Raw genomic sequence first — 25,708 nt, forward strand, 5'->3', positions numbered from 1 at the left:
GCCACGGGTCCCTCACGAGAGGGATGCGAGGCCGCGCACCTGCGGCAAGAATGACCGACGTGGACGAACACCGGCAGAGCGGATGGGCCGAGCGGGGGCGGCGCATCGGTGCCGATCCCCGTACGCCTGCCGTGGCCGGAACGGCCCTGGCGCTGCTCGCGGTGACCGAGTCGTTCGCGCGGACGGCGGACAGCGGCGTCACGGTCCGGTTCGCCCTGTTCCTCGGCCTGCTCGCCCTGGCCACCACACTGCCGTCGGCGTTCCTGCGCCCTGCCGCGGCCGCGGCGTCGGTCACCGGGGCGACCGTGCTGTCCCTGGCCCCGTTCCGCTCCCTGACCGTCGCCGGACTCTGCGCCCAACTGCTCTTCCTGTACCGGCTGGGCCGTGCGGGGTCACCACGGTCGGCGGCTCTCCTCGCCATGCCGTTCCTGCCGCTCGCCCTCGCCCGGCTCGCGCCTTCGCACTCCGAGGCCGGCGTTCTCACCGTGCTGCTGACCTCGATCGCCCCGGTCGCGGCGTGGGCGGGCATCGCCCGCCGGACCCGCGGCGAGGCACTCACCCACAGCGCCGCGCACCGGGCGATGACCAGCACCCTCCTCGAACACACGGCACGCGGTGAACGCGCCCGGATCGCCCGCGAGTTGCACGATGTCGTCGCCCATCACATCTCGATGGTCGCCGTGCAGGCGGAGACGGCCCGGCTGACCACCCCCGGGATGCCCGCCGCCGGTGCGCAGCGGCTGTCGTCGATCGGCGACACCGCGCGGGCCGCGCTGACCGAGATGCGACGGCTGCTCGGCGTGCTGCGCGAGGACACCGGGTCCGACACGGCCGACCGGCAACCGCAGCCGGGCCTGCGACAACTGGTCGACCTGCTCGACGAGGCACGGGACGCGTCCGGGACGGGCACCCGCCTCATCGTCCGCGGCCGGCAGTCGGTGCTCGACCCGGGTGTCGAACTCGCCGCGTACCGCATCGTCCAGGAAGCTCTCACCAACGCCAGGCGGCACGCACCGGGCGCCGCCGTGGATGTGGAACTGCACTACACCGCCGACGGCGTCGCCCTGCGGATCCGCGACAACGGCCCGGGCCCGCCGACTCCGCCCCCGGCCGGCGGACACGGACTGGCCGGCATGCGCGAACGTGCCGCCGCGGTCGGCGGCGAACTGCGTACCGGCCCCGCGCACGGCGGCGGCTTCCTCGTCGAGACCGTACTGCCGACCCGGACGGAGGCCACCGGATGAGCGCCGAACCACAGCCCGCCGTACGGATCGTCGTCGCCGACGACCACCAGGTCGTACGCACGGGCTTCGCCGCCCTGCTGGACACCCAGCCGGACTTCGGAGTGGTCGGCACGGCGTGCGACGGGGCGGAGGCGGTACGGACCTGCGCCGCCCTCCGGCCCGACGTGGTCCTCATGGACGTGCGGATGCCGGGCACGGACGGAATCGAAGCGACAAGACAACTGGCCGCGTCGGTTCCGGACGGCCCCCGCATCCTCATCCTGACCACGTTCGACCTGGACGAGTACGTGTACGACGCCCTGCGCGCCGGAGCCAGCGGCTTCCTGCTCAAGGACGTCACCGCCGAGCGGCTCTTCGACGCGGTACGCGTCATCGCGGCCGGCCAGGCGTTGCTGGCACCGACGGTCACCCGCCGCCTGATCAGCGAATTCGCCGGCCGGTACCGCAAGCCGAACCCCGCACCCCCGGCAGCCCTCGCAGCACTCACCCCCCGGGAGACCGAGGTCCTGCGCCTGGTGGCGGAGGGCCTGTCCAACCCGGAGGTCGCGACGCGCCTGCTGATCACGGAGGAGACGGTGAAGACACACGTCAGCCGAATCCTGACCAAGCTGGCTCTGCGCGACCGGACCCAAGCGGTGGTGACGGCCTACGAATCAGGCCTGGTCGTCCTGGGCTCCCGCGGCTGAGCGCAGCACCTTCGAGCCCGCCGGCCCCATCCGGCCCGTTCCGGCGATCGGACGCCTCTCCGCCCTTCTGCGCTTGAGGACCGGCGTCAGGCGCAGAGCCCGGCAAGGACGCCACCCCCGCGCCCGCCGCCCCGAGAACACCTCAGGGCCGGACAGGACCCCCCGGCCCGTCCGACCCTGCTGTGTTCCCCCGTGAACCCCCGCTTCCCCCGAAGCGGCGGTCCCTCTTTCCCCCGGTTCCCCCCGCTGCCTTCAGGCCACCAGCTCGCCGAAGGACTCCTCCTCGTCACGGCCGAAGCTCAGCACCTCGTCCTCGCGCAGCCGTCGCAGCGACCGCCAGATGCTCGACTTCACCGTGCCGACACTGATGCCGAGGATCGACGCGATCTCCGGGTCCGTGCGCCCCTCGTAGTACCGCAGGACCAGCATCGTGCGCTGGAGTTCCGGCAGCCGCGCCAGCGCCTGCCAGAGCACGGCACGCAGTTCCGTACCGCGCATCGCGTCCGTGTCACCCGCCGTCTCCGGCAGCTCCTCGGTCGGGTATTCGTTCAGCTTGCGCCGACGCCAGGCGCTGATGTGCAGATTGGTCATGGTGCGGCGCAGATACCCGCCGACCGCCGCCTTGTCGCTGATCCGGTCCCATGCCCGGTACGTCGAGAAGAGGGCGCTCTGCAGGAGGTCCTCGGCCTCGAACCGGTCACCGGTCAGGTGGTAGGCGGTTGCGTACAGGGAGGCACGGCGCTCCTGGACGTAGGCCGTGAACGCCGCTTCGGCGTCCGCGGGCTCCGCCAGGGGCTTCCGCTCCCCCGGGCTCTCCCCGTGCACCGCTCCCCCATTGCCCCCCGCAGACGCGTCGACCACCGTCATGTACGACGTGTGCTGACGCCCGGCGCCACGAACACACCCCCGACCCGCGGCGCCGGACTTCTCGGTGCCCCTGCCGACGTCGTGGAGACGCGTGACAACTGCGCTTGAGGTGGTGCTGTGCAGTGCGTTCATCTCGCGCCCCCCGTCGGTGGAGTCCGTCCGTTCCATGTGCCAATGAGCTTGCCCGGGCAGTTTCATGGCGCTGTCCGCCGACTGTCACAGACCTGTCACAGGCCCTCCGACCGGCGTGCCGTCCGAATGAGAGGCCTCCAACGGTCGAACTGAGGCTCTCCCATGGGCCAGAATGACCCCCGTGCCTTTCCTGTTGCTGATCGAGGACGACGACGCCATCCGCACGGCCCTCGAACTCTCGCTGTCACGCCAGGGCCACCGTGTGGCCACCGCGGCTACGGGAGAGGACGGCCTGAAACTGCTGCGCGAGCAGCGGCCGGACCTGGTCGTGCTGGATGTGATGCTGCCCGGCATCGACGGTTTCGAGGTGTGCCGGCGCATCCGGCGCACCGACCAGCTGCCGATCATTCTGCTCACCGCGCGCAGCGACGACATCGACGTCGTCGTCGGACTGGAGTCCGGCGCCGACGACTACGTGGTCAAGCCCGTGCAGGGCCGGGTGTTGGACGCCCGGATCCGTGCGGTGCTGCGCCGCGGCGAGCGCGAGTCCACCGACTCGGCGACGTTCGGCAATGTGGTCATCGACCGTTCCGCGATGACGGTGACCAAGAACGGGGAGGACCTGCAGCTCACGCCGACCGAGCTGCGGCTCCTGCTGGAGCTGAGCCGCAGACCCGGACAGGCCCTGTCGCGGCAGCAGTTGCTGCGGCTGGTGTGGGAGCACGACTACCTCGGAGACTCCCGGCTCGTCGACGCCTGTGTGCAGCGGCTGCGCGCCAAGGTGGAGGACGTTCCGTCCTCGCCGACCCTGATCCGTACCGTGCGGGGCGTGGGCTACCGGCTGGACTCGCCGCAGTGACCGCTGCTGCCAAGCGCAGCCTGCTCGCCGGTCTTCGCTGGACCAGTCTGCGGCTGCGGCTCGTCGTCGTGTTCGCGCTGGTGGCGCTGACCGCCGCGGTGTCCGCGTCGGGGATCGCGTACTGGCTCAACCGCGAGGCCGTGCTGACGCGTACGCAGGACGCGGCGCTCGGGGACTTCCGGCAGGAGATGCAGAACCGGGCGGCGTCGCTGCCGTTGCACCCCACCAAGGACGATCTGCAGAACGCCGCCGTGCAGATGGCGAGCAGCAGTCCCGGCTACAGCGTGCTGCTCGTCGACAAGCGCGACGGCGACAAGCCGATCGTGGGCAACTCCAATCTGGACACGTTCACCCTGGACAACGTGCCGCTCTCGTTGCAGCAGCAGGTCAACCGGAAGCAGCCGGCGGAGGCGGGCAACACGTACCCGTACCACCTGTTCTGGCAGCGCACCTCGATCCGCGGTACGCCGTACCTGGTGGCCGGCACGAGGATCATCGGTGGTGGTCCGACCGGCTACATGCTGAAGTCGCTCGACCAGGAGCGGCAGGATCTCAACTCCCTCGCGTGGTCGCTGGGGATCGCCACCGGACTTGCCCTGGTCGGCTCGGCGCTGCTCGCGCAGGCCGCCGCGACGACGGTGCTGCGGCCGGTGCAGCGGCTCGGTGACGCGGCGCGCAAGCTCGGTGAGGGCAAGCTCGACACCCGGCTCGTGGTCTCCGGCACCGATGAACTCGCCGATCTTTCCCGTACGTTCAACAGAGCCGCGATCTCTCTGGAGAAGAAGGTCGCGGACATGAGCGCTCGGGAGGAGTCCAGTCGCCGGTTCGTGGCCGACATGTCGCACGAACTGCGCACCCCGCTCACCGCGATCACCGCGGTCGCCGAGGTGCTGGAGGACGAGGCCGACAGCCTCGACCCGATGATCGCGCCCGCCGTGCATCTGGTGGTCAGCGAGACCAGGCGGCTGAACGACCTGGTGGAGAACCTGATGGAGGTCACCCGCTTCGACGCGGGTACGGCCCGTCTCGTCCTCGACACGGTCGATGTCGCCGACCAGGTCACCGCCTGCATCGACGCCCGCGCCTGGCTGGACGCGGTGGATCTGGACGCCGAGCGCGGCATGATGGTCCGCCTCGATCCGCGCAGGCTCGATGTGATCCTGGCGAATCTGATCGGCAACGCGCTGAAGCACGGCGGATCGCCGGTACGCGTCGCGGTACGGACCGACGGCGACGAACTCGTCATCGAGGTGCGCGACCACGGCCCCGGCATCCCGGAGGACGTCCTGCCGCACGTCTTCGACCGCTTCTACAAGGCCAGTGCCTCCCGGCCGCGTTCGGAGGGCAGCGGGCTCGGTCTGTCGATCGCCATGGAGAACGCGCACATCCACGGCGGTGATATCACGGCCGCGAACTCGCCGGACGGCGACGGCGCGGTGTTCGTGCTGCGTCTGCCGCGCGATGCCGAGGATCTCACCCGCACCGTGCGGGACCGAGGAGCCGGGGCCGGCGACGAGGAGGGGGACGCGACGTGAGGCGCAGCAACCGTGGTACGCGCCGGGCGCGCCGCGCGGCCGGAGCGGTGGCCGGAGCCGTCGTCTGCGCCGTGCTGGCCGCCGGGTGCGGGATCAGGACCACGTCGGTGCCGGTCGACGCCGGGGCCGCGCCGTCCCGGGTGCCGTGCTCGATGTCCGCGGAGGACGTCAGCACACAGGCGATGCAGGGGATCCCGGTGCAGATCTATCTGATCTGTGCCTCTCAGCTGGTCACGGTGGACCGTTCGGTGCAGATCCACGAGGCGAAGTCCGACCGGATCCGGGTCGCGCAGGCGCTCCTCGACGAGCTTCAGGAGGAGCCGGCCACCGATGAGCGGCAGGCCGGCTTCTCCACGGACGTACCGGCGACCCTGCAGATCAGCGGGGCCCGCGGGGACGATCCGGCGGCCGTGCTACGGCTCAGCGAGCAGCCCGAGGACCTGCCGTCGGAGGCTCTGGCACAGATCGTGTGCACGTACGCGGAGAGCGAGTCGCTGGCCTCGGACGGCACGGTGCTGCTCGGCGGGCCGGGGAATTACGCGCCGCGCGCCTATCTGTGCACCTCGGAGACCAAGGCCCGGCCGGAGGCCGTGCCGACGCTCGGTGCGGCCAAGCTGTCCTGAGCGCCGGATCCCGCGTTGTCGTGTGGTCTTCGAGTCATCCTGGGGCGGGGCGGAACCGATCCTGCCGGTAGCCGCGTCTTGGGGGGCGTGCGTCAAGGTTCGGGCGGCCAAGCCGTCATCCGCTTCCGCGCGGTCGGGGTGTTCCTCCTCCTCGCGCATCTGCTGCTTGTCGGGTGGCTGACTCTGCGCCCGCTGGATGTGCCGTGGATGACGGCCGCCAATCTTCGTCCGTTCGCCGGCATAAGGACCGACCTGTCCCTCGGCCCGGCCGAGGCGGCGCACCGGATCGGTGAGGGGCTGCTGCTGCTGGCGCCGCTGGGGGTGCTGCTGCCCATGGCCGGGGGGCGGCTCCAGGTGTCTCCGTGGGCCTCGCTGGCCCGTACCGTCGCCGCCGGGTCGCTGATCTCGCTGGCGATCGAGCTGGCGCAGACCGGAGTGCCGGGTCAGGTCGTCGATGTCGACTCGCTGCTGCTGAACACCGTGGGGGTGGGGCTCGCCCATCTGCTGGTCGTGCCGGTGTGCCGGAAGCGGCTGCGCCGTCGCGGGCAGGACGGGGTACGACTGGTTCCGCGCCCCAGGGAGGAGACGCCCCAGGGGTCGACCCCGACGATTTCCAGGGTCGGTATCGCCCCGTAGAGCGACGCTTTGCCCCCGTTCGCCGGGCCACCATGGATACATGGGGAGCACGACGGAGCTGCTCCTCGGCAACGGTTCGCGAAGGAGCCCACCATGGCCGCACTTGCCCGCCCCCGTGACGGACGCATGATCGGCGGAGTGTGCGCAGCGCTGGCACGGCGCTTCGGCACGTCCGCGGGGACCATGCGCGTGATCTTCCTCGTCTCGTGTCTGCTGCCCGGCCCGCAGTTCCTGCTCTATCTGGCGCTGTGGCTGCTGCTGCCGGCCGAGAAGGCGTCGGCGGCCACCACCGCCTGGTAGCCCCGGGACATACGTGAGTGGGGCGGACACCCTGACCGGGTGTCCGCCCCACTCACGTATGTGCGAGGGTCAGCCGCCGAGCGGAAGACCGTTGGTCGACAGACCGCTGGTGCTCACACCACCGGCGGGCAGCCCGCCGAGCAGGCCCTTGGCCGGGGCGGCGGCGGCGTTGAGGATCTCGGTCTGGCCGCTGCCGAGGAGCTTCGCGGCCGTGTCCTGAACCGGCAGCGACTGCGTGGCGGTCCCCAGTGCGGAGCCGGCGATCGGCAGGGCGGTCGGCAGAGCGGAGTTCGCGGCGTCGACGGGAAGCGCGGCGGCGGAGGCCGTACCGGCGGCGGCAGCGGCGAAAGCGGCACCGAGAGCGGCGACACCGAGAGTCCTGGCAGCAGACTGCTTCATGTGAAATTCATCCTTGGGGAAGGGGATGCGAGCGGCTCTGCAAAATAGCCAGCACGCCACCGGTCCCGCAAACAAGGCGGACGCAGCAAACGGCCGGGATCTGATCTTCCCGGCCGTTTGTCACATAGGAGTAATTCAGCCCGCGGAAGCGGAAGATGCGCTGGTCGCAGAGGTCTGCTCGAAAAGCCACTCCGACTTCAGCTCGGCGTATCCGGGCTTGATCACGTCATTGATCATCGCCAGACGTTCATCGAAAGGAATGAACGCTGATTTCATCGCATTGACTGTGAACCACTGAATGTCGTCGAGCGTGTATCCGAAGGTCTCGGTCAGCCGCTCGAATTCCTGGCTCATGGTCGTACCGCTCATCAGCCGGTTGTCCGTATTCACGGTGGCCCGGAAGTGCAGCCTGCGCAACAGCCCGATCGGGTGCTCGGCGTACGAGGCGGCGGCGCCGGTCTGGAGGTTGGAGGTCGGGCACATCTCCAGCGGGATGCGCTTGTCCCGTACGTACGAGGCGAGACGGCCGAGCGTCACACTGCCGTCCTCGGCGACCTCGATGTCGTCGATGATGCGGACGCCGTGGCCGAGCCGGTCGGCGCCGCACCACTGGAGCGCCTGCCAGATCGACGGCAGCCCGAAGGCCTCGCCCGCGTGGATGGTGAAGTGGTTGTTCTCGCGCTTGAGGAACTCGAAGGCGTCGAGGTGACGGGTGGGCGGGTAGCCCGCCTCGGCACCCGCGATGTCGAAGCCGACGACGCCCAGATCCCGGTAGCGGTTTGCGAGTTCGGCGATCTCAAGGGCACGGGCGGCGTGCCGCATGGCAGTGAGTAGGGCACCCACCCGGATCCGGTTGCCGTCCAGCCGGGCCCGGCGCTCACCCTCGCGGAAGCCCTCGTTGACCGCCTCGACGACCTCTTCGAGGGTCAGCCCGGCTTCCAGGTGCTGCTCGGGGGCGTACCGCACCTCTGCGTAGACGACGCCGTCCGCGGCGAGGTCCTCGGCGCACTCCGCGGCCACCCGCACCAGGGCCTCACGGGTCTGCATGACGGCGCAGGTGTGGGCGAACGTCTCCAGGTAGCGCTCCAGCGAGCCGGAGTCGGCCGCCTCGCGGAACCAGATGCCGAGCTTGTCCGCTTCGGTCTCGGGAAGGGCCTCGTAGCCCGCGTCACGGGCCAGGTCGATGATCGTGCCGGGACGCAGACCGCCGTCGAGGTGGTCGTGGAGCAGCACCTTGGGGGCACGCCGGATCTGGTCGGGGCCGGGCACATGGAGGGTCGGGCTCATCATCTGGGCACTCTAGCGCCTACGCGCGTAGAGCGTCGCTCGCCGATACGTAACAGTGACCGCGAATACGGGTGGAGTACACCTGTCCTTCTGACACTGTTCTGTCATGGCACAGCGCGCACTCCCCCTGCCTGCTGCGAGGCTGGGACGGGCCGTGAAGACGGCCGGAGCACAACCTGCGGTCAGCGGCGTGGTCCTGCTGCTCCCGGACGGCGAGGCCGATTCGCACCGCCGCCCTTCCCCTCTGTCGTACGCGCTCCAGCTGCCGCTCGCCCGTACCCTGGCCCGCGCCGGCCAGGACGACGGGCTGGCCGCGCATGTCGTGCACTACCGCTGCCGCGGCTGGAACGCCACGGACGCGCAGCTCGCGGCGGACGCCGAGTGGGCGGTGGAGGAGGTCGTACGGCGGTACGGCGACGTCCCCGTCTGTCTGGCCGGACACGGCATGGGCGGCCGTGCGGCGCTGCGCGCCGGCGGCCATCCGGCGGTCAACTCGGTTCTGGCGATGGCCCCTTGGCTGCCCGAGGATCGGTCGTTGGAGCAGGAGCCGGTGAAACATCTGCTGGGCCGCCAGGTGTTGCTCGTCCACGGCACGAACGACGCACGCTCCGACCCCGAGTTGTCGTTCCGCCTGGCCCAGCGCGCCAAGAAGGCCAACCGGAACACCTGCCGCTTCGAGGTCCACTCGGACGGCCACGCCCTGCGCCAGCACCGCGCCGAAGTGGTGGCGCTGGCGGTGGACTTCGTACGGGGATCGCTGTTCGGGCGGACCTACGCCCGCCCGGTCGCCGACGCCCTGGCGGCGCCCCCGCCGCTGGGGCTGCGGATGCCGCTGGCCGCGGGGTTCGGGCGGTCGTTGGGGTCCTAGGGCGCGCGGGACGCCGTGGACACCCGGGACGCGCTGCGTGACGTCGTGCGCACTTCCGCCCGTCAGTCGGGCAGCAGATGCCCCCGGCGCGACAGCAGGAACTGTTTGAACGCCGCCACCGGGGGTGTGTCCGGGTGGCCGTCCAGCCAGGCCACGCCGATCTCGCGGGCCGCACGCGGGGCCGTGACCGTCAGCTCGACGACGCCCGGGCGGGCCACCGCGGGCGGCGGCAGCAGGGCGACGCCGAGGCCGGCGGCCACCAGGCCGCGCAGGGTCTCCGTCTCCTCGCCCTCGAACGCCACGCGGGGCCTGAAGCCCGCCTCCGCGCACAGGTCGTCGGTGATCCGCCGCAGGCCGTATCCCGGCTCCAGGGTCACGAACGCCTCGTCGGCGGCCTCGGCCAGGCGAATACGCCTGCGGGAGGCGAGCCGGTGGTCGTCGGGGACGACCAGGCGCAGCCGCTGCTCGTCGAGACGGCGAGCCACCAGGTCGGGGGCGTCCGGGACGGGTGAGGTGAGGCAGAGGTCCAGGCCGCCGGCCCGGAGCCGCTCGATCATCGCCTCGCCGTAGTTCTGCACGAGTTGGAAGCGCACGCGGGGGTGGTCGGCGCGGAAGGCCCGGATCAGTGCGGGAACGGTCTCCGAGCCCATCGTGTGCAGGAAACCGAAGGCCACCTTGCCGGCGGTCGGGTCGGCGTCGGCCCGTACCGAGTCCGCGGCCCGCTCCACCTCGGTGAGGGCCCGCTCGGCGGAGCCCAGGAAGGTGCGGCCCGCCGGGGTGAGGGAGACGGTACGGCCCCTGCGGGCGAACAGGGCGACGCCCAGGTCCTGTTCCAGCCTGACCATCGCCCGCGACAGCGTGGACTGCGGGACGCCGAGCTCGTGTGCGGCGCGGGTGACGTGCTCGTGGCGGGCCACCGCCTCGAAGTACGCGAGCCGCGGCGCGAGGACTGCGCGAATGTCTTCTTCGTAACTACTCGGTGACAGCCGAGGCTGTGAGCTGCGTTCATGCACCATGGGATTGATTATGGCTAGTTCGTGCATTGGACGCATGAATCAGAACGATCTACTTTCGAGATATGTCTCCTGCCAGTACCCAGGCGTCCACCCTCACGCTGGACGCCGCAGCCCCGTCATCGCCCGTCGTCCCCGCTGCCGCCGCCGTTCCGGACCGGCTGGAGCCCGGCGGCCCCGGCTACCGCCGGATGAGCTTCGCGCTCTTCGCCGCGGGTGTCGCGACGTTCGCACTCCTCTACTCCACCCAGGCGCTGCTGCCCGCCGTCTCCGCCGGTTTCGGCGCCACGGCCGGCCAGGCCAGCTGGACGGTCTCCGCGGCGACGGGTGCGCTGGCGCTGTGTGTACTGCCGATGAGTGCGCTCTCCGAGCGGTTCGGACGGCGGCAGCTGATGACCGCGTCGCTGACGGTCGCCGTACTGGTGGGTCTGCTCGTGCCGTTCGCCCCCTCGCTCGGCTGGCTGATCGCGCTGCGCGCCGTCCAGGGCGCGGCCCTGGCCGGGCTGCCCGCCTCCGCGATGGCGTACCTGGCCGAGGAGGTACGGCCGAAGGCGCTGGTGGCCGCGATCGGACTGTTCGTGGCGGGCAACAGCATCGGCGGCATGAGCGGCCGCATCCTCACCGGCTGGATCGCCCAGCTGTGGGGCTGGCGGGCGGCGCTCGGCGCGGTCGGGCTGCTGGCCGTGGCCTGCGCGGTCGTCTTCCACTTCATGATCCCGAGGGCCCGTCACTTCACGCCGGGCACGCTGAACCCGAAGGCCCTGGCGAAGACGGTGGGCGGACACCTCGCCGATCCGCTGCTGCGCAGGCTGTACGCGATCGGCGCCCTGTTCATGACGGTGTTCGGCGCGGTCTACACGGTGATCGGCTACCGGCTGATCGGCGAGCCGTTCAACCTCCCGCAGGGCGTCATCGGCTCGATCTTCCTGGTCTACCTCGTCGGTACGGTGTCGTCGGCCGCGGCCGGGCGGCTCGTCTCCCGGCTCGGCCGCCGGGGCGCGCTCTACCTGGCCGTCTCCACCACGGCCACCGGTCTGCTGCTCTCGCTCGCCGACCAGCTGGCCGCCGTACTGCTCGGCCTGGTCCTGATCACGGCGGGCTTCTTCGCCGGGCACGCGGTCGCCTCGTCGTCCGTGAGCCGGACCGCGACGAAGGGCCGGGCGCAGGCGTCGGCGCTCTACCAGTCCGCGTACTACCTGGGCTCCAGTGCGGGCGGCACGCTCGGCGCGATCGCCTTCCACGCCGGTGGCTGGGCGGGCACGGTGTCGATGGGACTGCTCGCGGTCCTCGGCGTCGTCTCGATCACGCTGTACGGGTCGCGGGTCGCCCGCGCCGAGCGACGCCGGCTCGTACCGGTGGCGTCCGTACAGAACTGAGACATAGGGCGCACAACCATCCACTCCCCGACGCGCGTCTAGCAGGCGGAACCACCGCACTGCGCGCGAAGGGGAGTTGGCGTACATGGGAGTCGTAAGGAACATACGGGGAGTCCGGATACGGCGCGCGGTCGCGCTGTCCGTCGCCGGACTGATGGCAGCACCGGCGCTCGTCCTCGGATCGGGCGCCTCCGCGCAGGCCGCATCCTGCACCACGTCCACCGGGCCGTACCAGAAGCAGGTCGAGAAATACCTGCACCGGACGGTCGACGGCAAGCAGTCGGCGGCCGACTGCAAGGCGATCCAGTCGTTCCAGCGCACCTACGGGATCACCCCGGACATCGGGTACGCGGGACCGATCACCTGGCGGACGATGCAGACGCTGACCGCCCAGAAGGCGGCCGGCAAGAACCCCAACAAGGCCGGGAAGTGCCCCACCAACAAGGGGCGCATCGCGTGTGTGGACCTGACCCGGCAGCTGAGCTGGATCCAGGACGGCGCCAAGCTGAAGTACGGTCCGGTGCCGATCCGCAGCGGGCGGAACGGATACGAGACCCGCACCGGGGCGAAGAAGGTCTACCTGCGGCACATCAAGCACTGGTCGTCGCTGTACCACGTGTGGATGCCGTACTCGCAGTTCTTCGACGGCGGGCAGGCGTTCCACTCGGTCGGTCTGAAGATGTGGAACCCGCCGGGGTCGCACGGCTGCGTCAACATGCGGGACGTGGACGCCAAGGCGTATTGGAATCTGCTGAAGAACGGCGACGACGTGTACGTGTACGGGCGCAAGCCCGGAACGTGACCGGAACGCGAGCGGCTTCGGCACTTCCACCCCTGTTGTCAGTGGCCTCCTGTAGCTTCCGAAGTGCCGGGTGAGCAGTGACACAACGCAACAGGGGTGGAGCGATGAGTGATCTGACGGCAGCAGCGGACATCGACAGCCGACTGGAGGGACACCGGGTCGAGCTGACCGGTTACTGCTACCGGATGCTCGGCTCGGCCTTCGAGGCGGAGGACGCCGTACAGGACACGATGGTGCGCGCCTGGCGCAACTTCGAGAAGTTCGAGGGTCGTTCCTCGCTGCGCTCCTGGCTGTACCGGATCGCCACCAACGTCTGCCTCGACATGCTGAACGCGGGGAAGAAGCGGGCCCGCCCGGTCGACCTGACGGGCCCGACACCGCTTGCCCGGGCCGCGCTCAACCCGCTGCCGGAGAACACCTGGCTGGAGCCGATGCCGGACGGGCGGATCCTGCCGTCGGCGGCCGATCCGGCGGAGGCCGCGGTGGCACGGGAGTCGGTGCGCCTCGCGTTCGTCGCCGCGCTGCAGCATCTGCCGCCCAAGCAGCGGGCCGTGCTGATCCTGCGCGAGGTGCTGGCCTGGCGGGCGAGCGAGGTCGCCGAGCTGCTCGACACCTCGGTCGCCTCGGTCAACAGCGCCCTGCAGCGGGCCAGGGCGACCCTCGCCGAGACCGGGGGACTGACCGCCGACACCGCGGACCCGCTCGACGAGGAGCAGCGCAAGCTCCTCGAGCGGTACGTGGCTGCGTTCGAGGGCTACGACATGGCGGCGCTGACCGCGCTGCTCCACGAGGACGCCGTGATGACGATGCCCCCGTTCGACCTCTGGCTGCAAGGGCAGCACGACATCACGGGCTTCATGGTCTCCCTCGGCGCGAGCTGCGAGGGCTCCCGACTGGTGGCGACCGCGGCGAACGGCACCCCGGCGTTCGCCCACTACAAGCCGGATCCGGACGGCCCCGGCTTCGTGCCGTGGGCGGTGCAGGTCATCGACATCTCGGACGGTGCGATCACCGGAGTGCACTGCTTCCTGGACACACCCCGCTGGTTCCCGCTCTTCGGTCTGCCCGACCACCTCGACGCAGGTGCGGCGTGAGGCACGGCATACGGCTGCGGCACGCGCTGGTGGCGGGCTGGGTGGTGCTGGCGGTCGGCGGCTGGGGGGCCACGCAGTGGCTGGGGGAACCCGTCGCCACCGAGGGACCCGGCCCGTCCCGTCCCCCTGCCTCCGGCGCCGAACCGGGACCTCAGCCGGAGCACGCCTGCGACGCCCACGCGGTGGCGACAGCGATGCCGGCACCGCGCCCCACGGCCCCGGCAGCCCCGCTGCTGGTCGTCTGCGCGCGGACCCACTGACCCGGAGGAACGGGACCCGGCACCTCAGCTCCGCTCCCCCGGAGTCACGACATCGCCGAGCCCCACCAGATCCAGCAGCGCCTGCAGTTCGGGCGGCGCCCTGCGCAGCCGCAGCTGTCTGCCACCGGCGCGGCGCGCGACGAGCCCCAGCCGGACCACTGCCTCGACCAGGGCCAGATCCGCCTGTATGACCCCGCCCACGTCGCAGTCCACCCCGGCACCCGGGTCACGGATCACGCCCTCGGCGTCGTACAGCAACGACTCCAGCTCGGCGCAGAGTGCCGGCACGGCGGCGCGTGTGACACGGCCGGTGACGACGAGAACGATCGAGGGCGTGGCTTCCACGTCAGGAAGACCGGCCGGGCAGCCGGAACTCATCGCTGAGCGGTCCCGCTCCCGGTGACGCTTCTCAGCCGGCGGGGAGGACCCCGGTGTCCTGGCCGTGGCCCGGCACGGGTCGGCACCGAGTGCGCCCACGGCGGTCACGGGGCCGACGGCGAGTGCGTCCACGGCGGTCCCCTCCTGGCGGGGCGTCACCGGGTCCAGCATGCCGAACGGGACCGGCGGCAGTCCACCGGTCCCGTTCACCCGTACGGGAAATCCCCAGGTCAGGCGATACGTTCCCGCACCACGGGGGTGGCGGTGAAGTCCGTGCCGGCCGGGTCGATGTCGAACGACCCGGGCAGGGCCTTCAGCGCGTACTCGAACTTCTCCGGGGTGTCCGTGTGCAGCGTCAGCAGCCGCTGGCCCTTGGTCACCGTGTCGCCCGGCTTGGCGTGCATTTCGATGCCCGCGCCCGCCTGCACCGGGTCCTCCTTGCGGGCCCGGCCCGCGCCGAGGCGCCAGGCGGCGACGCCGATGTCGTACGCGTCGAGACGGGTCAGTACGCCGGAGGTGTGGGCCGCCACCACGTGCTGCTCGCGGGCGACCGGGAGCGTGGCGTCCGGGTCGCCACCCTGGGCGGAGATCATCCGGCGCCAGACGTCCATCGCGGAGCCGTCGGCCAGGGCCTTCTCCGGGTCGGCGTCCTTGAGTCCGGCCGCGTCGAGCATCTCGCGGGCCAGGGCGAGGGTGAGGTCGATGACGTCCTTGGGGCCGCCGCCGGCCAGGACCTCGACCGACTCGCGGACCTCCAGGGCGTTGCCCGCGGTCAGGCCGAGCGGGGTGGCCATGTCGGTGAGGAGCGCGACCGTCCGTACGCCGCTGTCGGTGCCCAGCGCGACCATGGTGGAGGCCAGTTCACGGGCGTCCTCGATGGTCTTCATGAAGGCGCCGGAGCCGACCTTGACGTCCAGGACGAGCGCGCCGGTGCCCTCGGCGATCTTCTTGGACATGATCGAGCTCGCGATCAGCGGGATGGCCTCGACGGTGCCGGTGACATCGCGGAGCGCGTACAACTTCTTGTCGGCCGGGGCCAGACCGTCACCGGCGGCGCAGATCACGGCGCCGGTGGTGTCCAGGACGTCGAGCATCTCGGCGTTCGAGAGGTGGGCACGCCAGCCGGGGATGGACTCCAGCTTGTCGAGGGTGCCGCCGGTGTGGCCGAGACCGCGGCCGCTGAGCTGCGGCACAGCGGCTCCACAGGCCGCGACCAGCGGAGCCAGCGGCAGGGTGATCTTGTCGCCGACACCGCCGGTGGAGTGCTTGTCGGTGGTGGGGCGGGAGAGCGAGTCGAAGTTCATCCGCTCACCCGAGGCGATCATGGCGGCGGTCCAGCGGGCGATCTCCGTACGGTTCATACCGTTCAGCAGGATCGCCATGGCCAGTGCGGACATCTGCTCGTCGGCGACCTCGCCGCGGGTGTAGGCGTCGATGACCCAGTCGATCTGCTCTGGGGTCAGCTCGCCCCGGTCGCGCTTGGTGCGGATGACGGAGATGGCGTCCATGTCCTGGGAGTCCTTCCGGCCGGTACGTACGCAGGAGTCCCGAATGACTCTACGCGCATAGAGGGTGGATACGGGTGTGGCCCTCCCAGCGGACGGGAGGGCCACAGCAGTTCTACTTCAGATGGTCCGGACCGAAGGCCTGCGGCAGCATCTCGTCGAGCGTGCGGAGGCCGTCCGGGGTCTCCAGGACGAGCTCCGGTCCGCCGAACTCGAACAGCAGCTGCCGGCACCTGCCGCACGGGACCAGGATCGCGCCCGTCCCGTCGACACAGGTGAAGTGGGTCAGACGGCCGCCGCCGGTGGCGTTGAGCTGCGAGACCAGGCCGCACTCGGCGCACAGGCTCAGTCCGTACGAGGCGTTCTCGACGTTGCAGCCGACCACCGTGCGGCCGTCGTCGACGCGCGCCGCGACACCTACCGGGTAGCCCGAGTAGGGGGCGTACGCCCGGGACATGGCGTCCCGGGCGGCGACGCGCAGCGCGTCCCAGTCGACGTCGGCGGCCGCGGTCACTTGCCCTGCCCCTTGCGGTACCGCATGCCGTCCGCCTTCGGCATCCGCAGCCTCTGTGCGGAGAGCGAGAGGACGAGCAGCGTGACGACGTACGGGGTGGCGCTCACGAACTCGGTGGGCACCGTGTCCGTGGCGAGGTACCAGACCAGTACGGCAGCGGCGATGACGGCGCTGATCCCGCCCTGGACGAAGCTCTTGCGGTAGAGCTTCCAGGCGGCCAGCACGGCCAGCACGACGAACAGCAGGAGCAGCAGCGCATGGACGGACTCGCCGCCGTTGCGCAGCTGGAGCGCGTCGGCGAAGCCGAACAGGCCCGCGCCCATGGCGAGCCCGCCGGGCCGCCAGTTGCCGAAGATCATCGCGGCGAGACCGATGTATCCGCGGCCGCCGGTCTGGCCCTCGTTGTAGATGTGCGAGGTCACCAGGGAGAGGAAGGCACCGCCGAGTCCGGCCATGCCGCCCGAGATGATCACCGCGATGTACTTGTAGCGGTAGACGTTCACGCCGAGCGACTCGGCGGCGACCGGGTTCTCGCCGCAGGAGCGCAGCCGCAGTCCGAACGACGTCTTCCACAGGACGAAGAACGTCCCGACGAAGAGGATCACGGCCAGGATCGTCAGCAGCGACACATTGGTGACCAGACCGCCGATGATCCCGGCCAGGTCGGAGACGAAGAACCAGTGGTGCTTCTCGATCGAGTGCAGCCAGTCCGACAGGCCGGGGATCGTCACCGAGGTGATCTCGTCGGCCGGTGGCGACTGCTTGGGGCTGCCGCCCTTGGCCGCCGCCTCGCCCGTGTTGAACCAGAGCTTGGCGAAGTAGGTGGTGAACCCGACCGCCAGGATGTTGATGGCGATACCGGAGATGATGTGGTCGACGCCGAAGGTGACGGTCGCGACGGCGTGCAGCAGCCCGCCGACCATGCCGCCGATGACGCCGGCCAGCACGCCCAGCCAGGGGTTGGTCTGCCAGCCGGCCCAGGCACCGAAGAAGGTGCCGAGGATCATCATGCCTTCGAGGCCGATGTTGACCACACCGGCCCGCTCGGCCCACAGGCCGCCGAGACCGGCGAGCCCGATCGGCACGGCCATCGCGAGCGTCGCGCTGATCTGCCCTGCCGAGGTGACGTCCTCGGCGCCGGTGACGGCGCGTACCGCGGACAGCGCGAGCAGCGCGCCCGCGACGATCAGCAGGACGACGGGGAAGGACAGGCGGGTGCGGCCGCCCTTGCCACCGGAGACCCTGGGGGCCGCGGGCGGCGGGGTGGAAGTCGCCGTGGCGGTCACGCCGACACCTCCTGCTGGTCGGAGTTACGGGCGGCCTGTGCGGCGAGTTCCGCGCCGACCTTGCTCTGCTGGCGCTTGAGTCCGTAGCGGCGGACGACTTCGTACGCGATGACGACGCACAGGACGATGACGCCCTGGATGACGCCGACGATCTCCTTGTCGTACCCCTCGAACTCGAGCTTTCCGGTGCCGCGCTCCAGGAAGCCCCAGAGCAGCGCGCCGAGCGCGATGCCGACGGGGTGGTTGCGGCCCAGGAGTGCGATGGCGATACCGGTGAAGCCGATACCGATGGGGAAGTCGCCGCTGTACTCGTAGCTGTCGTTGAGGAGCGTCGGCATGCCGATCAGGCCGGCCACCGCGCCGGAGATCAGCATCGAGGTGACGACCATCTTCTTGACGTTGACACCACTGGCCTCGGCCGCGGAGTCGGACTGGCCGACCGTCCGCAGATCGAAGCCGAACCGGGTGCGCGAGAGCGTGAACCAGTAGGCGACGCCCGCGACGATCGCGATCACGATGAAGCCCCAGACGGGCGTCGGGGTGGTCGGGAACTCGAAGAAGTGCGAGGACTCCGGGAGCGGCTTGGTGGAGATCTTCGTGCCGGCCTCGTCGAGGTGACCGAGGCGGCCCTGCTGGAGCAGATAGCCGATGATCGCGGTCGCGATGGAGTTCAGCATGATCGTCGAAACGACCTCGCTGACACCCCGGGTGACCTTGAGGACACCGGCGATCCCGGCCCACATCGCGCCCACGATCATCGCTGTGAGGATGATCAGCGGGATCTGGAGGGCGCCCGGCAGCGTCAGCGCGCCGCCGAGGGCTGCGGCGAAGAAGGCGGCGAGGCGGTACTGGCCGTCCACGCCGATGTTGAACAGGTTCATCCGGAAGCCGACGGCCACCGCGAGACCCGCGAGGTAGTACGTCGTCGCCTTGTTCAGGATGTAGACCTGGCTGTCCGACTTCACCCCGTAGTCGAACATGATGCCGAACGCGCTGAACGGTTCCTTGCCGGTGAGGGCCAGCACGAGGGCGGTCACCAGGAACGCGACCACGATCGCGAGTACCGGGGCCGCGATCCCCAGGAGCAGCCGCTCCTTGTCGAACTTCTTCATCGGTCCTCTCCCCCGTCCCGGGGGTCGGTGTCGGCGGTGTCCGGACCGGACTCCGCATCCGTACCGGACTCGGCCGGCGCTTCGAGATGGCCCCTGGCCGCTCCCGTCATCGCCGAGCCCAGCTCCTCCGGAGTGATGGTCGCCGGATCGGCGTCCGCGACCAGCCGGCCGCGGTACATGACACGCAGGGTGTCGGAGAGCCCGATCAGCTCGTCCAGGTCGGCGGAGATCAGCAGCACCGCCAGACCCTCGCGACGCGCCTCGCGGATCTGGTCCCAGATCTGCGCCTGCGCCCCGACGTCCACACCCCGGGTGGGATGCGCGGCGATCAGCAGCTTCGGGGAGTGGCTCATCTCGCGGCCGACGATCAGCTTCTGCTGGTTGCCGCCGGAGAGCGAGGCCGCGGTGACCTCGATGCCGGGCGTTCGGACGTCGTACTCGCGCACGATCCGCTCGGTGTCGGCACGCGCGGCCTTGAGGTCGAGGAACGCGCCCCTGCTGTTGGGCTTCTCGGTGACGTGGCCGAGGATCCTGTTCTCCCACAGCGGGGCCTCGAGCAGCAGCCCGTGCCGGTGGCGGTCCTCCGGAATGACGGCCATGCCGTCCTCGCGGCGCTTGCGCGTGGGCGTACGGGAGATGTCGGCGCCGTCCAGGGTGAGCACCCCGTGGTCCGGCGAGCGCATGCCCATGATGGCGTCCACCAGCTCGGACTGGCCGTTGCCCTCGACGCCCGCGATGCCGAGGACCTCGCCCTTGTGGATGGTGAACGTGATGCCGTCGAGCACGGCACGCACCACTCCGTCCGGGTCGGTGGCGGTCAGACGCAGGTCGTCGACGGTGAGCATCGGCGTGTCGGTGACGGTCGACTCGCGGGTCTCCGGCGACGGCAGCTCGCTGCCGACCATCAGCTCGGCGAGCTGCTTGGTCGTCGTGTTCGCCGGGTCGGCGGTGCCCACCGTCGTACCGCGCCGGATCACCGTGATCTCGTCGGCGACGGAGAGGACCTCGCCGAGCTTGTGCGAGATGAAGATGACCGTCAGGCCCTCGGCCTTGAGCTCGCGCAGGTTGTCGAAGAGTGCGTCGACCTCCTGCGGTACGAGAACGGCGGTCGGCTCGTCGAGGATCAGGGTGCGGGCGCCGCGGTAGAGGACCTTGAGGATCTCCACGCGCTGGCGGTCGGCGACCCCGAGGTCCTCGACCATGGCGTCCGGCCGGACGCCGAGGCCGTACGCGTCGGAGATCTCCTTGATCCTGGCGCGGGCCCGGTCGCCGATCCCGTACAGCTTCTCGGAGCCGAGGACGACGTTCTCGAGGACGGTGAGGTAGTCGGCGAGCATGAAGTGCTGGTGCACCATGCCGATGCCGCGGGCGATGGCGTCGCCCGGGTTGTGGAACGAGACCTGCTCGCCGTCCACCGCGATGGTGCCCTCGTCCGGCTTCTGCATGCCGTACAGGATCTTCATCAGAGTGGACTTGCCGGCACCGTTCTCGCCGACGAGAGCGTGGACGGTGCCGCGGCGCACGGTGATGTCGATGTCGTGGTTGGCCACGACCCCGGGGAATCGCTTGGTGATACCGCGGAGCTCCACGGCATGAGGACTGCTGGACGCGTTGATGACGCACTCTCCTTGACAGGAGCGGAGGGCGGAGGCGGTGGGAGCGAGAAAAGGTACCGCGCCCGGGCGACGCTACGCGCGTAGCGCCACCGAATCGTTGGCCACCCGACAGCAGGTGGCGGACCGTGTGCGCACGGCTACGGAAAGGCGGGGCCCGGGCGCGTACGCGAAATCGGGGCCCGGGCGAGCAACCGAAGCAGCTCCCGCCGGGCCCCGATCAACAGAACGATCAGAGCGTGGTCTTGACCGTGATCGTGCCGTCGACGATCTTCTTCTTCGCCTCGTCGAGCTTCGCCTGGATGTCCGTGAGGTGGTCACCCGTGGTGGTCAGCGACACGCCGCCCTTGGCCAGGGAGTACGTCTGGACACCGGTCAGCGGCTTGCCGTCCTTGACGGACTTGACCAGGTCGTAGACACCGGCGTCGACGTTCTTGACGACCGAGGTCAGGATCGAGTCCTTGTACTTCGACAGCGCCGGGTCCAGAGCCTGGTCGGAGTCGACGCCGATGGCCCAGGCGCCCTTCTGACCCGCGACGGCCTCGATCGTGCCGGCACCCGAACCGCCCGCGGCGGCGAAGATGACGTCCGCACCCTTGTCGAGCATGCCCTTGGCGGCGGCCTTGCCCTTGTCGGGGCTGCCGAAGCCGGACAGGTCCGAACCGGTGGACAGGTACTGGATCTGCACCTTGGCCTTCGGGTTCGTGTCCAGGACACCCTGCTGGTAACCGGCGGCGAACTTCTTGATCAGCGGAAGGTCCACACCGCCGATGAAGCCGACCTGGCCGTCCTTCGACTTCAGCGCGGCCGCGACACCGGCGAGGTACGAGCCCTGCTCCTCGGTGAAGACGATGGAGGCGACGTTCTTGGCGTCGGAGACCGAGTCGACCAGACCGAAGTTCACCTTCGGGTACTTCGGGGCGATCTTGTCGACCGCGTCCTTGTACGCGAAGCCGATCGCGATGACCGGGTTGTAGCCGCCCTCGGCGAGCGACTCCAGACGCTGCTCGCGGTCGGCCGGGGTCTCACCGTTCTTGGCGGTGAGCTCCTTCGTCTCGGCGTTGAACTCGGCCTTGGCCTTGTCCAGACCACGTGCGGCGGAGTCGTTGAACGAGTTGTCGCCCCGGCCGCCCACGTCGAAGGCCATGCCGATCTTCATCTGGCCCTTGTCGGAGCTGGTGCTCTCGTCGGAGGACTCGCCACACGCGGTGGCGGTGAGCGCGAGAGCCGCAGTGATGGCACACGCAGCGGTGATCTTGGATACCCGGCGCAAGGGAAGGCTCCTTCAAACCTGACCGAAGCGCCTCTTCCGGCGCTGGTTTCGCCGCGATCGTAACGCGCGTAGATGTCAGATAAAGCCCTGTACGGAAGCCGTTATCGGATCGTCGCGAACCGGGGGTGACCTGTCCGGTTACGAACGGTTGCCGTCGAGCAAAGCCGCGGCGGTGAACAGCTCCACGCCAACGGTGATCGCCTCCTCGTCCGCATCGAAGTCTCCACGGTGCAGGTCCAGGCGCCGAGTGTCCCCCGGCGTACGCACTCCGAGCCGTGCCATGGCCCCCGGAACGTGCTCCAGATACCAGGAGAAGTCCTCCCCGCCGAGGCTCTGCTCGGTGTCCTCGATCGCATACGGTCCGCGGCGCACGGCCATGGCGGCGGCCAGCAGCTCGGTCGTCCCCGGGTCGTTCACGACCGGCGGGACCCCACGGACGTAGTTGATCACGGACTTGGCCCTATGCATTCCGGCCACCTCGTCGATGGCGGCATGGACCAGATCCGGCGCCTCGCGCCACGCCGCCAGATCCAGGCAGCGGACGGTCCCGGACAGTTCGGCGTGCTGCGGGATCACATTGCACGTGTGCCCGGCCACCAGCCGCCCCCAGGTGAGCGCGAGCCCCCAGCGGGCGTCGACCCGGCGGGCGAGCAGCGCGGGCACCTCGGTGGCCACCTTCGCGGCGGCGGTGACCAGGTCGGTGGTCAGATGCGGACGGGCGGTGTGACCGCCGGGTCCGTCCAGGGTGACCTCCAGCCGGTCGCACGCCGAGGTGATCGGCCCGGCCCGCAGCCCGACCCTCCCCACATCGACCCTCGGGTCGCAGTGCACCCCGATGATCCGCCCGACGCCTTCCAGCACCCCGGCCTCGATCGCATCGGCCGCCCCACCGGGCAGCACCTCCTCGGCCGGCTGGAAGATCAGCCGCACGGGGTGCGGCAGCAGCCCCTGCCGGTCGAGCTCGGCGAGGACGAGTCCGGCGCCGAGGACGGTGGTGGTGTGGATGTCGTGCCCACAGGCGTGCGCCCGGTCGGGAACGGTGGACCGGTAGGGGACACCGGTCTTGGTGTCCGGGATGGGCAGTGCGTCGATGTCCGCGCGCAGGGCGAGCATGGGCCGCGGGTCGCCCGCCCGCCGGTCATCGCCCTCGTCCGAGCTCCGCGCCCCTCCCGATGTGCCCACGTCGCAGATCAGCCCGGTCCCGGTGGAGAGCACCCGGGGTTCGAGCCCGGCCTTCTCCAGCCGGGCCTTGATGGCCGCGGTGGTGCGGAACTCCTGGTTGCCGAGCTCGGGGTGCATGTGCAGATCGCGCCGGAAGGCGATCAGCTCGGCCCGCAGGGGCTCGGGCAGCGTTCCGGGCAGGGCGGCGTCCTCGGGCGGCTCGGGATCGGACTCGCGGGACATCAACTGGTTCACCTGTTGAAGGGTAGGCCCCTTGCCCCCTCAACTGACCACAGATCAACAAAAGTTCAGCCGCATAGAGGAACAAAATACGGCGTCGGAGCGTGTGACGTGAGATGGAGGTGGGTAAACTCACCCGTTTCCCCCGAAGGTGTGCGCGATGCCCCCCGGACGGACCGGACTCCGCACGGCTTACGCTGCGTCGCCGGCCCGCTCGGTCCGAGTGTGCCGTACACCTGGGCGGGGCCGCGGGACGAGGGGCCTCCGGGCGGTAGCACCGGTCGCTGCCGGTCCGCCGTCCCGGGAGCCGCGTGAGGAAGACGGCCGGAGCGACGGAAATGACCGGTCCCGGGAGGCAGCCTGTCCGCTCGCTCCGCGAGCATGCGTTCCCATGCCCCCGATGCGGGCCGCACCGCGGAAATGTATTGCGTCATCGATGAAAAGGATCTCCTCCGGTGGGCGACACCGTGGAGAGTGCCTGCTCGAAAGCGGGTGACTCCGGCCTTTTCGTGGCGCGTTCGCAGGAGACAGCCGGCCGATCGACGCATTCCGCACCGTCCGGCACGAAGCTGGAGAGTGCGTGGGCAGCAGTGCGTCGTCGATGGAGGACAGGGCCGTGCGCCTGGCACGCCCCGCCGGCCGCTACGCCTCCGTGACCGCCGTCGCCCGCCACGGGGCCAGCCGCTGTACGTCGCGCGCCGTCTCCGTGACTCCGCTCAGGAATCCCTGCGCGCGCGGCGAAGCCGTGTCCCGCAGCCATTCCGGGGCGACGTCGCAGACCGCGACCTTGACCTCCGTGCCGACCAGCGCGAGTGGCAGTGTGTGGACAACCGTGGACGGGAAGCTCAGGACCGTGCGGCCGATCGGGCCGCGGCGTGCGATGAGTTCCAGAGGGAGGTCCGGACGGACGATCTCCAGGCCGGTGGCGGCTTCCAGGGCGTGGAGTTTGTCGGCGGACTCCCGGCGGTGGGCGAAGTAGCGGGTCGCGCCGTGGGTCCGGGCCAGGGCGGAGACCGCCTCCAGGTACTGCTCCTGGTCGATGACGCCTGTCTCGACCAGGGATGTACCGACCAGGTCCGAGCCCCGGGTGAGCAGTGGCGGACCGAAGCGGGCACGGGTCCAGGAAAAGGTGTTGGGGGTGACCGTGATGCCGGCCGGAGCCTCGACCGGCATCGCTGTGAATACCTCGACCGTACGGGTCCTCGACGGGGTGAAACGGCGGCGGGCGGTGGCCGTGACCGGAGCCAGGACCAGATCGCGCGCACCGGAGCTGCCCCGCCGGTGCCAGCGCACCAGTCTTTCGCCGCGCGCCAGTTGGGCGACGAACTCCATCGTGGCCGTGCCGTCGTCGACCACCGTGAGGTGGCGGGCGCGGACCATCGTGAGGAGCAGCTGCACATAGCGGGAGAACGGGTCGCCGATCACGATCCGGTCCGCCCTGCGCAGCAGTCCCGTCAGTGCGCGCAGGGTCTTCAGCGGCGCACCCGCGCCGCCGCGCGCCTCCTGCCAGCGCACGGTCGCGCCTTCGTCGCGGGCCAGCTCCGCCATCCGGCGCAGCTGCCCGCGCGACATCGGGTCGACCGGGGAGAGGACGACGACCGTCATGTCCGAGCGGACCAGGTCGTCGCCTCCCTCTGTGTAGGCCCACTCCAGGACGTTCAGGAGCTGGACCGGGCTCTCGACGAAGGCGAGGTTCACCGGTCGGCCCGTCAGACCGCGGCCGGCTCGGCGGCCGGGGCCGCCTCGGCGACGACGCCCGCGACGCGGCGGAGCTTCTTCATCGGGCCGAGCTCGGACTCGTACACCTTCTTGACGCCGTCACCGAGGGAGGCCTCGATCGTACGGATGTCGCGGACGAGACGGGTGAGACCCTGCGGCTCGACCGAGGCGGCCTGGTCGGAGCCCCACATGGCGCGGTCGAGGGTGATGTGACGCTCGACGAACGCGGCGCCGAGGGCGACGGCGGCGAGGGTCGTCTGGAGGCCGGTCTCGTGGCCGCTGTAGCCGATCGGGACGTTGGGGTACTCCTGCTGAAGGGTGTTGATGACGCGCAGGTTCAGCTCCTCCGCCTTCGCGGGGTACGTCGAAGTGGCGTGGCAGAGCAGGATGTTGTCGCTGCCGAGGACCTCGACCGCGTGGCGGATCTGGCGCGGTGTCGACATGCCGGTGGAGAGGATGATCGTGCGGCCGGTGGCGCGCAGCGAGCGGAGCAGCTCGTCATCGGTCAGCGAGGCCGACGCGACCTTGTGGGCGGGGACGTCGAACTTCTCCAGGAAGGCGACGGCCTCGGTGTCCCACGGGGAGGCGAACCAGTCGATGCCGCGCTTGGCGCAGTGGTCGGAGATGGCCTGGTACTCGGCCTCGCCGAACTCGACGCGGTGGCGGTAGTCGATGTACGTCATCCGGCCCCAGGGGGTGTCGCGCTCGATGTCCCACTGGTCGCGCGGGGTGCAGATCTCCGGGGTGCGCTTCTGGAACTTGACGGCGTCGCAGCCGGCTTCGGCGGCCACGTCGATCAGCGCGAGGGCGTTGTCGAGGTCGCCGTTGTGGTTGATGCCGATCTCGCCAGTGATGTAGACGGGCTGGCCGGGGCCGGCGGTGCGGGTGCCGAGGGTGCGCAGACGGGAGGTGCTCATGGGGGTGTT

General features: G+C 70.4%; 26 protein-coding genes. 12 read left to right on the forward strand and 14 right to left on the reverse strand.

Going from position 1 to position 25,708, the window contains the following annotated elements; translation table 11 throughout:
• The first annotated feature begins 59 nt into the window (after nucleotides 1-59).
• Both ACFYP5_RS03065 and ACFYP5_RS03070 read left to right on the forward strand, forming a co-directional pair.
• On the forward strand, nucleotides 60-1,244 hold the full coding sequence (locus tag ACFYP5_RS03065; RefSeq protein ID WP_389029783.1) for a sensor histidine kinase: 1,185 nt from the start codon (nucleotides 60-62) through the stop codon (nucleotides 1,242-1,244).
• Nucleotides 1,241-1,930, forward strand: a complete 690-nt coding sequence (locus ACFYP5_RS03070) for a response regulator (RefSeq protein WP_389029786.1) — start codon at nucleotides 1,241-1,243, stop codon at nucleotides 1,928-1,930. Before ACFYP5_RS03065 ends, ACFYP5_RS03070 begins: the two co-directional genes overlap by 4 nt.
• Before the next feature lie 252 nt (nucleotides 1,931-2,182).
• Here ACFYP5_RS03070 and ACFYP5_RS03075 read toward each other — a convergent pair whose 3' ends face one another.
• Nucleotides 2,183-2,929 (reverse strand): SigE family RNA polymerase sigma factor, encoded by a 747-nt coding sequence (locus ACFYP5_RS03075; RefSeq protein WP_389030721.1) that lies wholly within the window; start codon nucleotides 2,927-2,929, stop codon nucleotides 2,183-2,185.
• A 181-nt stretch (nucleotides 2,930-3,110) separates the two neighbouring features.
• Between ACFYP5_RS03075 and afsQ1 the strand changes: the two genes are divergently transcribed.
• The 5 genes from afsQ1 to ACFYP5_RS03100 all read left to right on the forward strand — a co-directional run bounded on the left by afsQ1 (nucleotide 3,111) and on the right by ACFYP5_RS03100 (nucleotide 6,882).
• Entirely contained in the window at nucleotides 3,111-3,788 is a 678-nt protein-coding gene (afsQ1, locus tag ACFYP5_RS03080; RefSeq protein WP_176902165.1) for a two-component system response regulator AfsQ1, read from the forward strand.
• Nucleotides 3,785-5,323, forward strand: coding sequence for an ATP-binding protein (locus tag ACFYP5_RS03085; protein WP_389029789.1), 1,539 nt, complete (start codon nucleotides 3,785-3,787; stop codon nucleotides 5,321-5,323). Before afsQ1 ends, ACFYP5_RS03085 begins: the two co-directional genes overlap by 4 nt.
• The gene (locus ACFYP5_RS03090; RefSeq protein ID WP_389029792.1) at nucleotides 5,320-5,946 is read left to right on the forward strand and encodes a GerMN domain-containing protein; all 627 of its coding nucleotides are present in this window, start codon (nucleotides 5,320-5,322) and stop codon (nucleotides 5,944-5,946) included. Before ACFYP5_RS03085 ends, ACFYP5_RS03090 begins: the two co-directional genes overlap by 4 nt.
• 87 nt (nucleotides 5,947-6,033) lie before the next feature.
• Nucleotides 6,034-6,582, forward strand: coding sequence for a VanZ family protein (locus tag ACFYP5_RS03095; RefSeq protein ID WP_389029795.1), 549 nt, complete (start codon nucleotides 6,034-6,036; stop codon nucleotides 6,580-6,582).
• Nucleotides 6,583-6,675: 93 nt separating this feature from the next.
• A complete protein-coding gene (locus ACFYP5_RS03100) occupies nucleotides 6,676-6,882 on the forward strand; it encodes a PspC domain-containing protein (protein WP_030914632.1) in 207 nt (68 codons plus the stop codon).
• Nucleotides 6,883-6,951: 69 nt separating this feature from the next.
• On the opposite strand, the gene ACFYP5_RS03105 is transcribed toward ACFYP5_RS03100, so the two are convergent.
• Both ACFYP5_RS03105 and ACFYP5_RS03110 read right to left on the reverse strand, forming a co-directional pair.
• Entirely contained in the window at nucleotides 6,952-7,281 is a 330-nt protein-coding gene (locus ACFYP5_RS03105; RefSeq protein WP_389029797.1) for a hypothetical protein, read from the reverse strand.
• A gap of 135 nt (nucleotides 7,282-7,416) precedes the next feature.
• Nucleotides 7,417-8,571: an adenosine deaminase gene (locus tag ACFYP5_RS03110; RefSeq protein ID WP_383108035.1), complete on the reverse strand. Its 1,155-nt coding sequence runs from the start codon at nucleotides 8,569-8,571 to the stop codon at nucleotides 7,417-7,419.
• 103 nt (nucleotides 8,572-8,674) lie between these two features.
• On the opposite strand from ACFYP5_RS03110, the gene ACFYP5_RS03115 reads away from it, so the two are divergent.
• A complete protein-coding gene (locus tag ACFYP5_RS03115; RefSeq protein WP_389029799.1) occupies nucleotides 8,675-9,436 on the forward strand; it encodes an alpha/beta hydrolase in 762 nt (253 codons plus the stop codon).
• A gap of 62 nt (nucleotides 9,437-9,498) precedes the next feature.
• On the opposite strand, the gene ACFYP5_RS03120 is transcribed toward ACFYP5_RS03115, so the two are convergent.
• The gene (locus ACFYP5_RS03120; RefSeq protein WP_389029802.1) at nucleotides 9,499-10,452 is read right to left on the reverse strand and encodes a LysR family transcriptional regulator; all 954 of its coding nucleotides are present in this window, start codon (nucleotides 10,450-10,452) and stop codon (nucleotides 9,499-9,501) included.
• Between the two features lie 62 nt (nucleotides 10,453-10,514).
• Here ACFYP5_RS03120 and ACFYP5_RS03125 point away from each other — a divergent pair, with 62 nt between their 5' ends.
• From ACFYP5_RS03125 to ACFYP5_RS03140, 4 genes are all read left to right on the forward strand, one after another.
• Entirely contained in the window at nucleotides 10,515-11,825 is a 1,311-nt protein-coding gene (locus ACFYP5_RS03125; RefSeq protein ID WP_389029804.1) for an MFS transporter, read from the forward strand.
• Nucleotides 11,826-11,910: 85 nt separating this feature from the next.
• On the forward strand, nucleotides 11,911-12,627 hold the full coding sequence (locus ACFYP5_RS03130) for a L,D-transpeptidase family protein (protein WP_389029807.1): 717 nt from the start codon (nucleotides 11,911-11,913) through the stop codon (nucleotides 12,625-12,627).
• Between the two features lie 77 nt (nucleotides 12,628-12,704).
• Nucleotides 12,705-13,721, forward strand: a complete 1,017-nt coding sequence (locus ACFYP5_RS03135) for a sigma-70 family RNA polymerase sigma factor (RefSeq protein WP_389029809.1) — start codon at nucleotides 12,705-12,707, stop codon at nucleotides 13,719-13,721.
• Complete coding sequence (locus ACFYP5_RS03140; RefSeq protein WP_389029812.1) at nucleotides 13,718-13,981, forward strand: hypothetical protein; 264 nt, start codon at nucleotides 13,718-13,720, stop codon at nucleotides 13,979-13,981. The genes ACFYP5_RS03135 and ACFYP5_RS03140 overlap by 4 nt, the downstream gene beginning before the upstream one ends.
• A gap of 24 nt (nucleotides 13,982-14,005) precedes the next feature.
• Here the strand turns inward: ACFYP5_RS03140 and ACFYP5_RS03145 are convergent, their stop codons facing one another.
• The 10 genes from ACFYP5_RS03145 to ACFYP5_RS03190 form a co-directional block, all read right to left on the reverse strand.
• Entirely contained in the window at nucleotides 14,006-14,569 is a 564-nt protein-coding gene (locus ACFYP5_RS03145) for an STAS domain-containing protein (RefSeq protein WP_389029815.1), read from the reverse strand.
• A 20-nt stretch (nucleotides 14,570-14,589) separates the two neighbouring features.
• Entirely contained in the window at nucleotides 14,590-15,867 is a 1,278-nt protein-coding gene (locus tag ACFYP5_RS03150) for a thymidine phosphorylase (protein ID WP_389029818.1), read from the reverse strand.
• Between the two features lie 112 nt (nucleotides 15,868-15,979).
• Entirely contained in the window at nucleotides 15,980-16,378 is a 399-nt protein-coding gene (locus tag ACFYP5_RS03155; protein ID WP_389029820.1) for a cytidine deaminase, read from the reverse strand.
• Nucleotides 16,375-17,664 carry an ABC transporter permease gene (locus ACFYP5_RS03160; protein WP_389029822.1) on the reverse strand — a complete coding sequence of 430 codons (1,290 nt, stop codon included), beginning with the start codon at nucleotides 17,662-17,664 and terminating at the stop codon, nucleotides 16,375-16,377. Before ACFYP5_RS03160 ends, ACFYP5_RS03155 begins: the two co-directional genes overlap by 4 nt.
• On the reverse strand, nucleotides 17,661-18,776 hold the full coding sequence (locus ACFYP5_RS03165; RefSeq protein ID WP_389029825.1) for an ABC transporter permease: 1,116 nt from the start codon (nucleotides 18,774-18,776) through the stop codon (nucleotides 17,661-17,663). The genes ACFYP5_RS03160 and ACFYP5_RS03165 overlap by 4 nt, the downstream gene beginning before the upstream one ends.
• Nucleotides 18,773-20,365 carry an ABC transporter ATP-binding protein gene (locus ACFYP5_RS03170; protein ID WP_389029828.1) on the reverse strand — a complete coding sequence of 531 codons (1,593 nt, stop codon included), beginning with the start codon at nucleotides 20,363-20,365 and terminating at the stop codon, nucleotides 18,773-18,775. Before ACFYP5_RS03170 ends, ACFYP5_RS03165 begins: the two co-directional genes overlap by 4 nt.
• A 256-nt stretch (nucleotides 20,366-20,621) precedes the next feature.
• Complete coding sequence (locus ACFYP5_RS03175) at nucleotides 20,622-21,662, reverse strand: BMP family protein (protein WP_389029831.1); 1,041 nt, start codon at nucleotides 21,660-21,662, stop codon at nucleotides 20,622-20,624.
• Between the two features lie 138 nt (nucleotides 21,663-21,800).
• Nucleotides 21,801-23,066, reverse strand: a complete 1,266-nt coding sequence (locus tag ACFYP5_RS03180; protein ID WP_389030724.1) for an amidohydrolase — start codon at nucleotides 23,064-23,066, stop codon at nucleotides 21,801-21,803.
• A gap of 639 nt (nucleotides 23,067-23,705) precedes the next feature.
• Nucleotides 23,706-24,761, reverse strand: coding sequence for a hypothetical protein (locus tag ACFYP5_RS03185; RefSeq protein WP_389029834.1), 1,056 nt, complete (start codon nucleotides 24,759-24,761; stop codon nucleotides 23,706-23,708).
• Between the two features lie 11 nt (nucleotides 24,762-24,772).
• The gene (locus ACFYP5_RS03190) at nucleotides 24,773-25,699 is read right to left on the reverse strand and encodes an N-acetylneuraminate synthase family protein (RefSeq protein ID WP_389029837.1); all 927 of its coding nucleotides are present in this window, start codon (nucleotides 25,697-25,699) and stop codon (nucleotides 24,773-24,775) included.
• Nucleotides 25,700-25,708: the final 9 nt, after the last annotated feature.

Origin of the sequence: Streptomyces sp. NPDC005262, from assembly GCF_042872425.1 — a bacterium.
GTDB lineage: Bacteria > Actinomycetota > Actinomycetes > Streptomycetales > Streptomycetaceae > Streptomyces.

Excerpts from the sequence above, each read along its gene's own strand:
- ACFYP5_RS03180 (WP_389030724.1), bottom strand. The coding sequence starts at position 23,066 with ATGTCCCGCGAGTCCGATCCCGAGCCGCCCGAGGACGCCGCCCTGCCC.
- ACFYP5_RS03150 (WP_389029818.1), bottom strand. The coding sequence starts at position 15,867 with ATGGACGCCATCTCCGTCATCCGCACCAAGCGCGACCGGGGCGAGCTG.
- ACFYP5_RS03070 (WP_389029786.1), top strand. The coding sequence starts at position 1,241 with ATGAGCGCCGAACCACAGCCCGCCGTACGGATCGTCGTCGCCGACGAC.
- ACFYP5_RS03125 (WP_389029804.1), top strand. The coding sequence starts at position 10,515 with ATGTCTCCTGCCAGTACCCAGGCGTCCACCCTCACGCTGGACGCCGCA.
- ACFYP5_RS03115 (WP_389029799.1), top strand. The coding sequence starts at position 8,675 with ATGGCACAGCGCGCACTCCCCCTGCCTGCTGCGAGGCTGGGACGGGCC.
- ACFYP5_RS03110 (WP_383108035.1), bottom strand. The coding sequence starts at position 8,571 with ATGATGAGCCCGACCCTCCATGTGCCCGGCCCCGACCAGATCCGGCGT.
- ACFYP5_RS03075 (WP_389030721.1), bottom strand. The coding sequence starts at position 2,929 with ATGAACGCACTGCACAGCACCACCTCAAGCGCAGTTGTCACGCGTCTC.
- ACFYP5_RS03120 (WP_389029802.1), bottom strand. The coding sequence starts at position 10,452 with ATGGTGCATGAACGCAGCTCACAGCCTCGGCTGTCACCGAGTAGTTAC.
- ACFYP5_RS03190 (WP_389029837.1), bottom strand. The coding sequence starts at position 25,699 with ATGAGCACCTCCCGTCTGCGCACCCTCGGCACCCGCACCGCCGGCCCC.
- ACFYP5_RS03105 (WP_389029797.1), bottom strand. The coding sequence starts at position 7,281 with ATGAAGCAGTCTGCTGCCAGGACTCTCGGTGTCGCCGCTCTCGGTGCC.
- ACFYP5_RS03130 (WP_389029807.1), top strand. The coding sequence starts at position 11,911 with ATGGGAGTCGTAAGGAACATACGGGGAGTCCGGATACGGCGCGCGGTC.
- ACFYP5_RS03100 (WP_030914632.1), top strand. The coding sequence starts at position 6,676 with ATGGCCGCACTTGCCCGCCCCCGTGACGGACGCATGATCGGCGGAGTG.
- ACFYP5_RS03165 (WP_389029825.1), bottom strand. The coding sequence starts at position 18,776 with ATGAAGAAGTTCGACAAGGAGCGGCTGCTCCTGGGGATCGCGGCCCCG.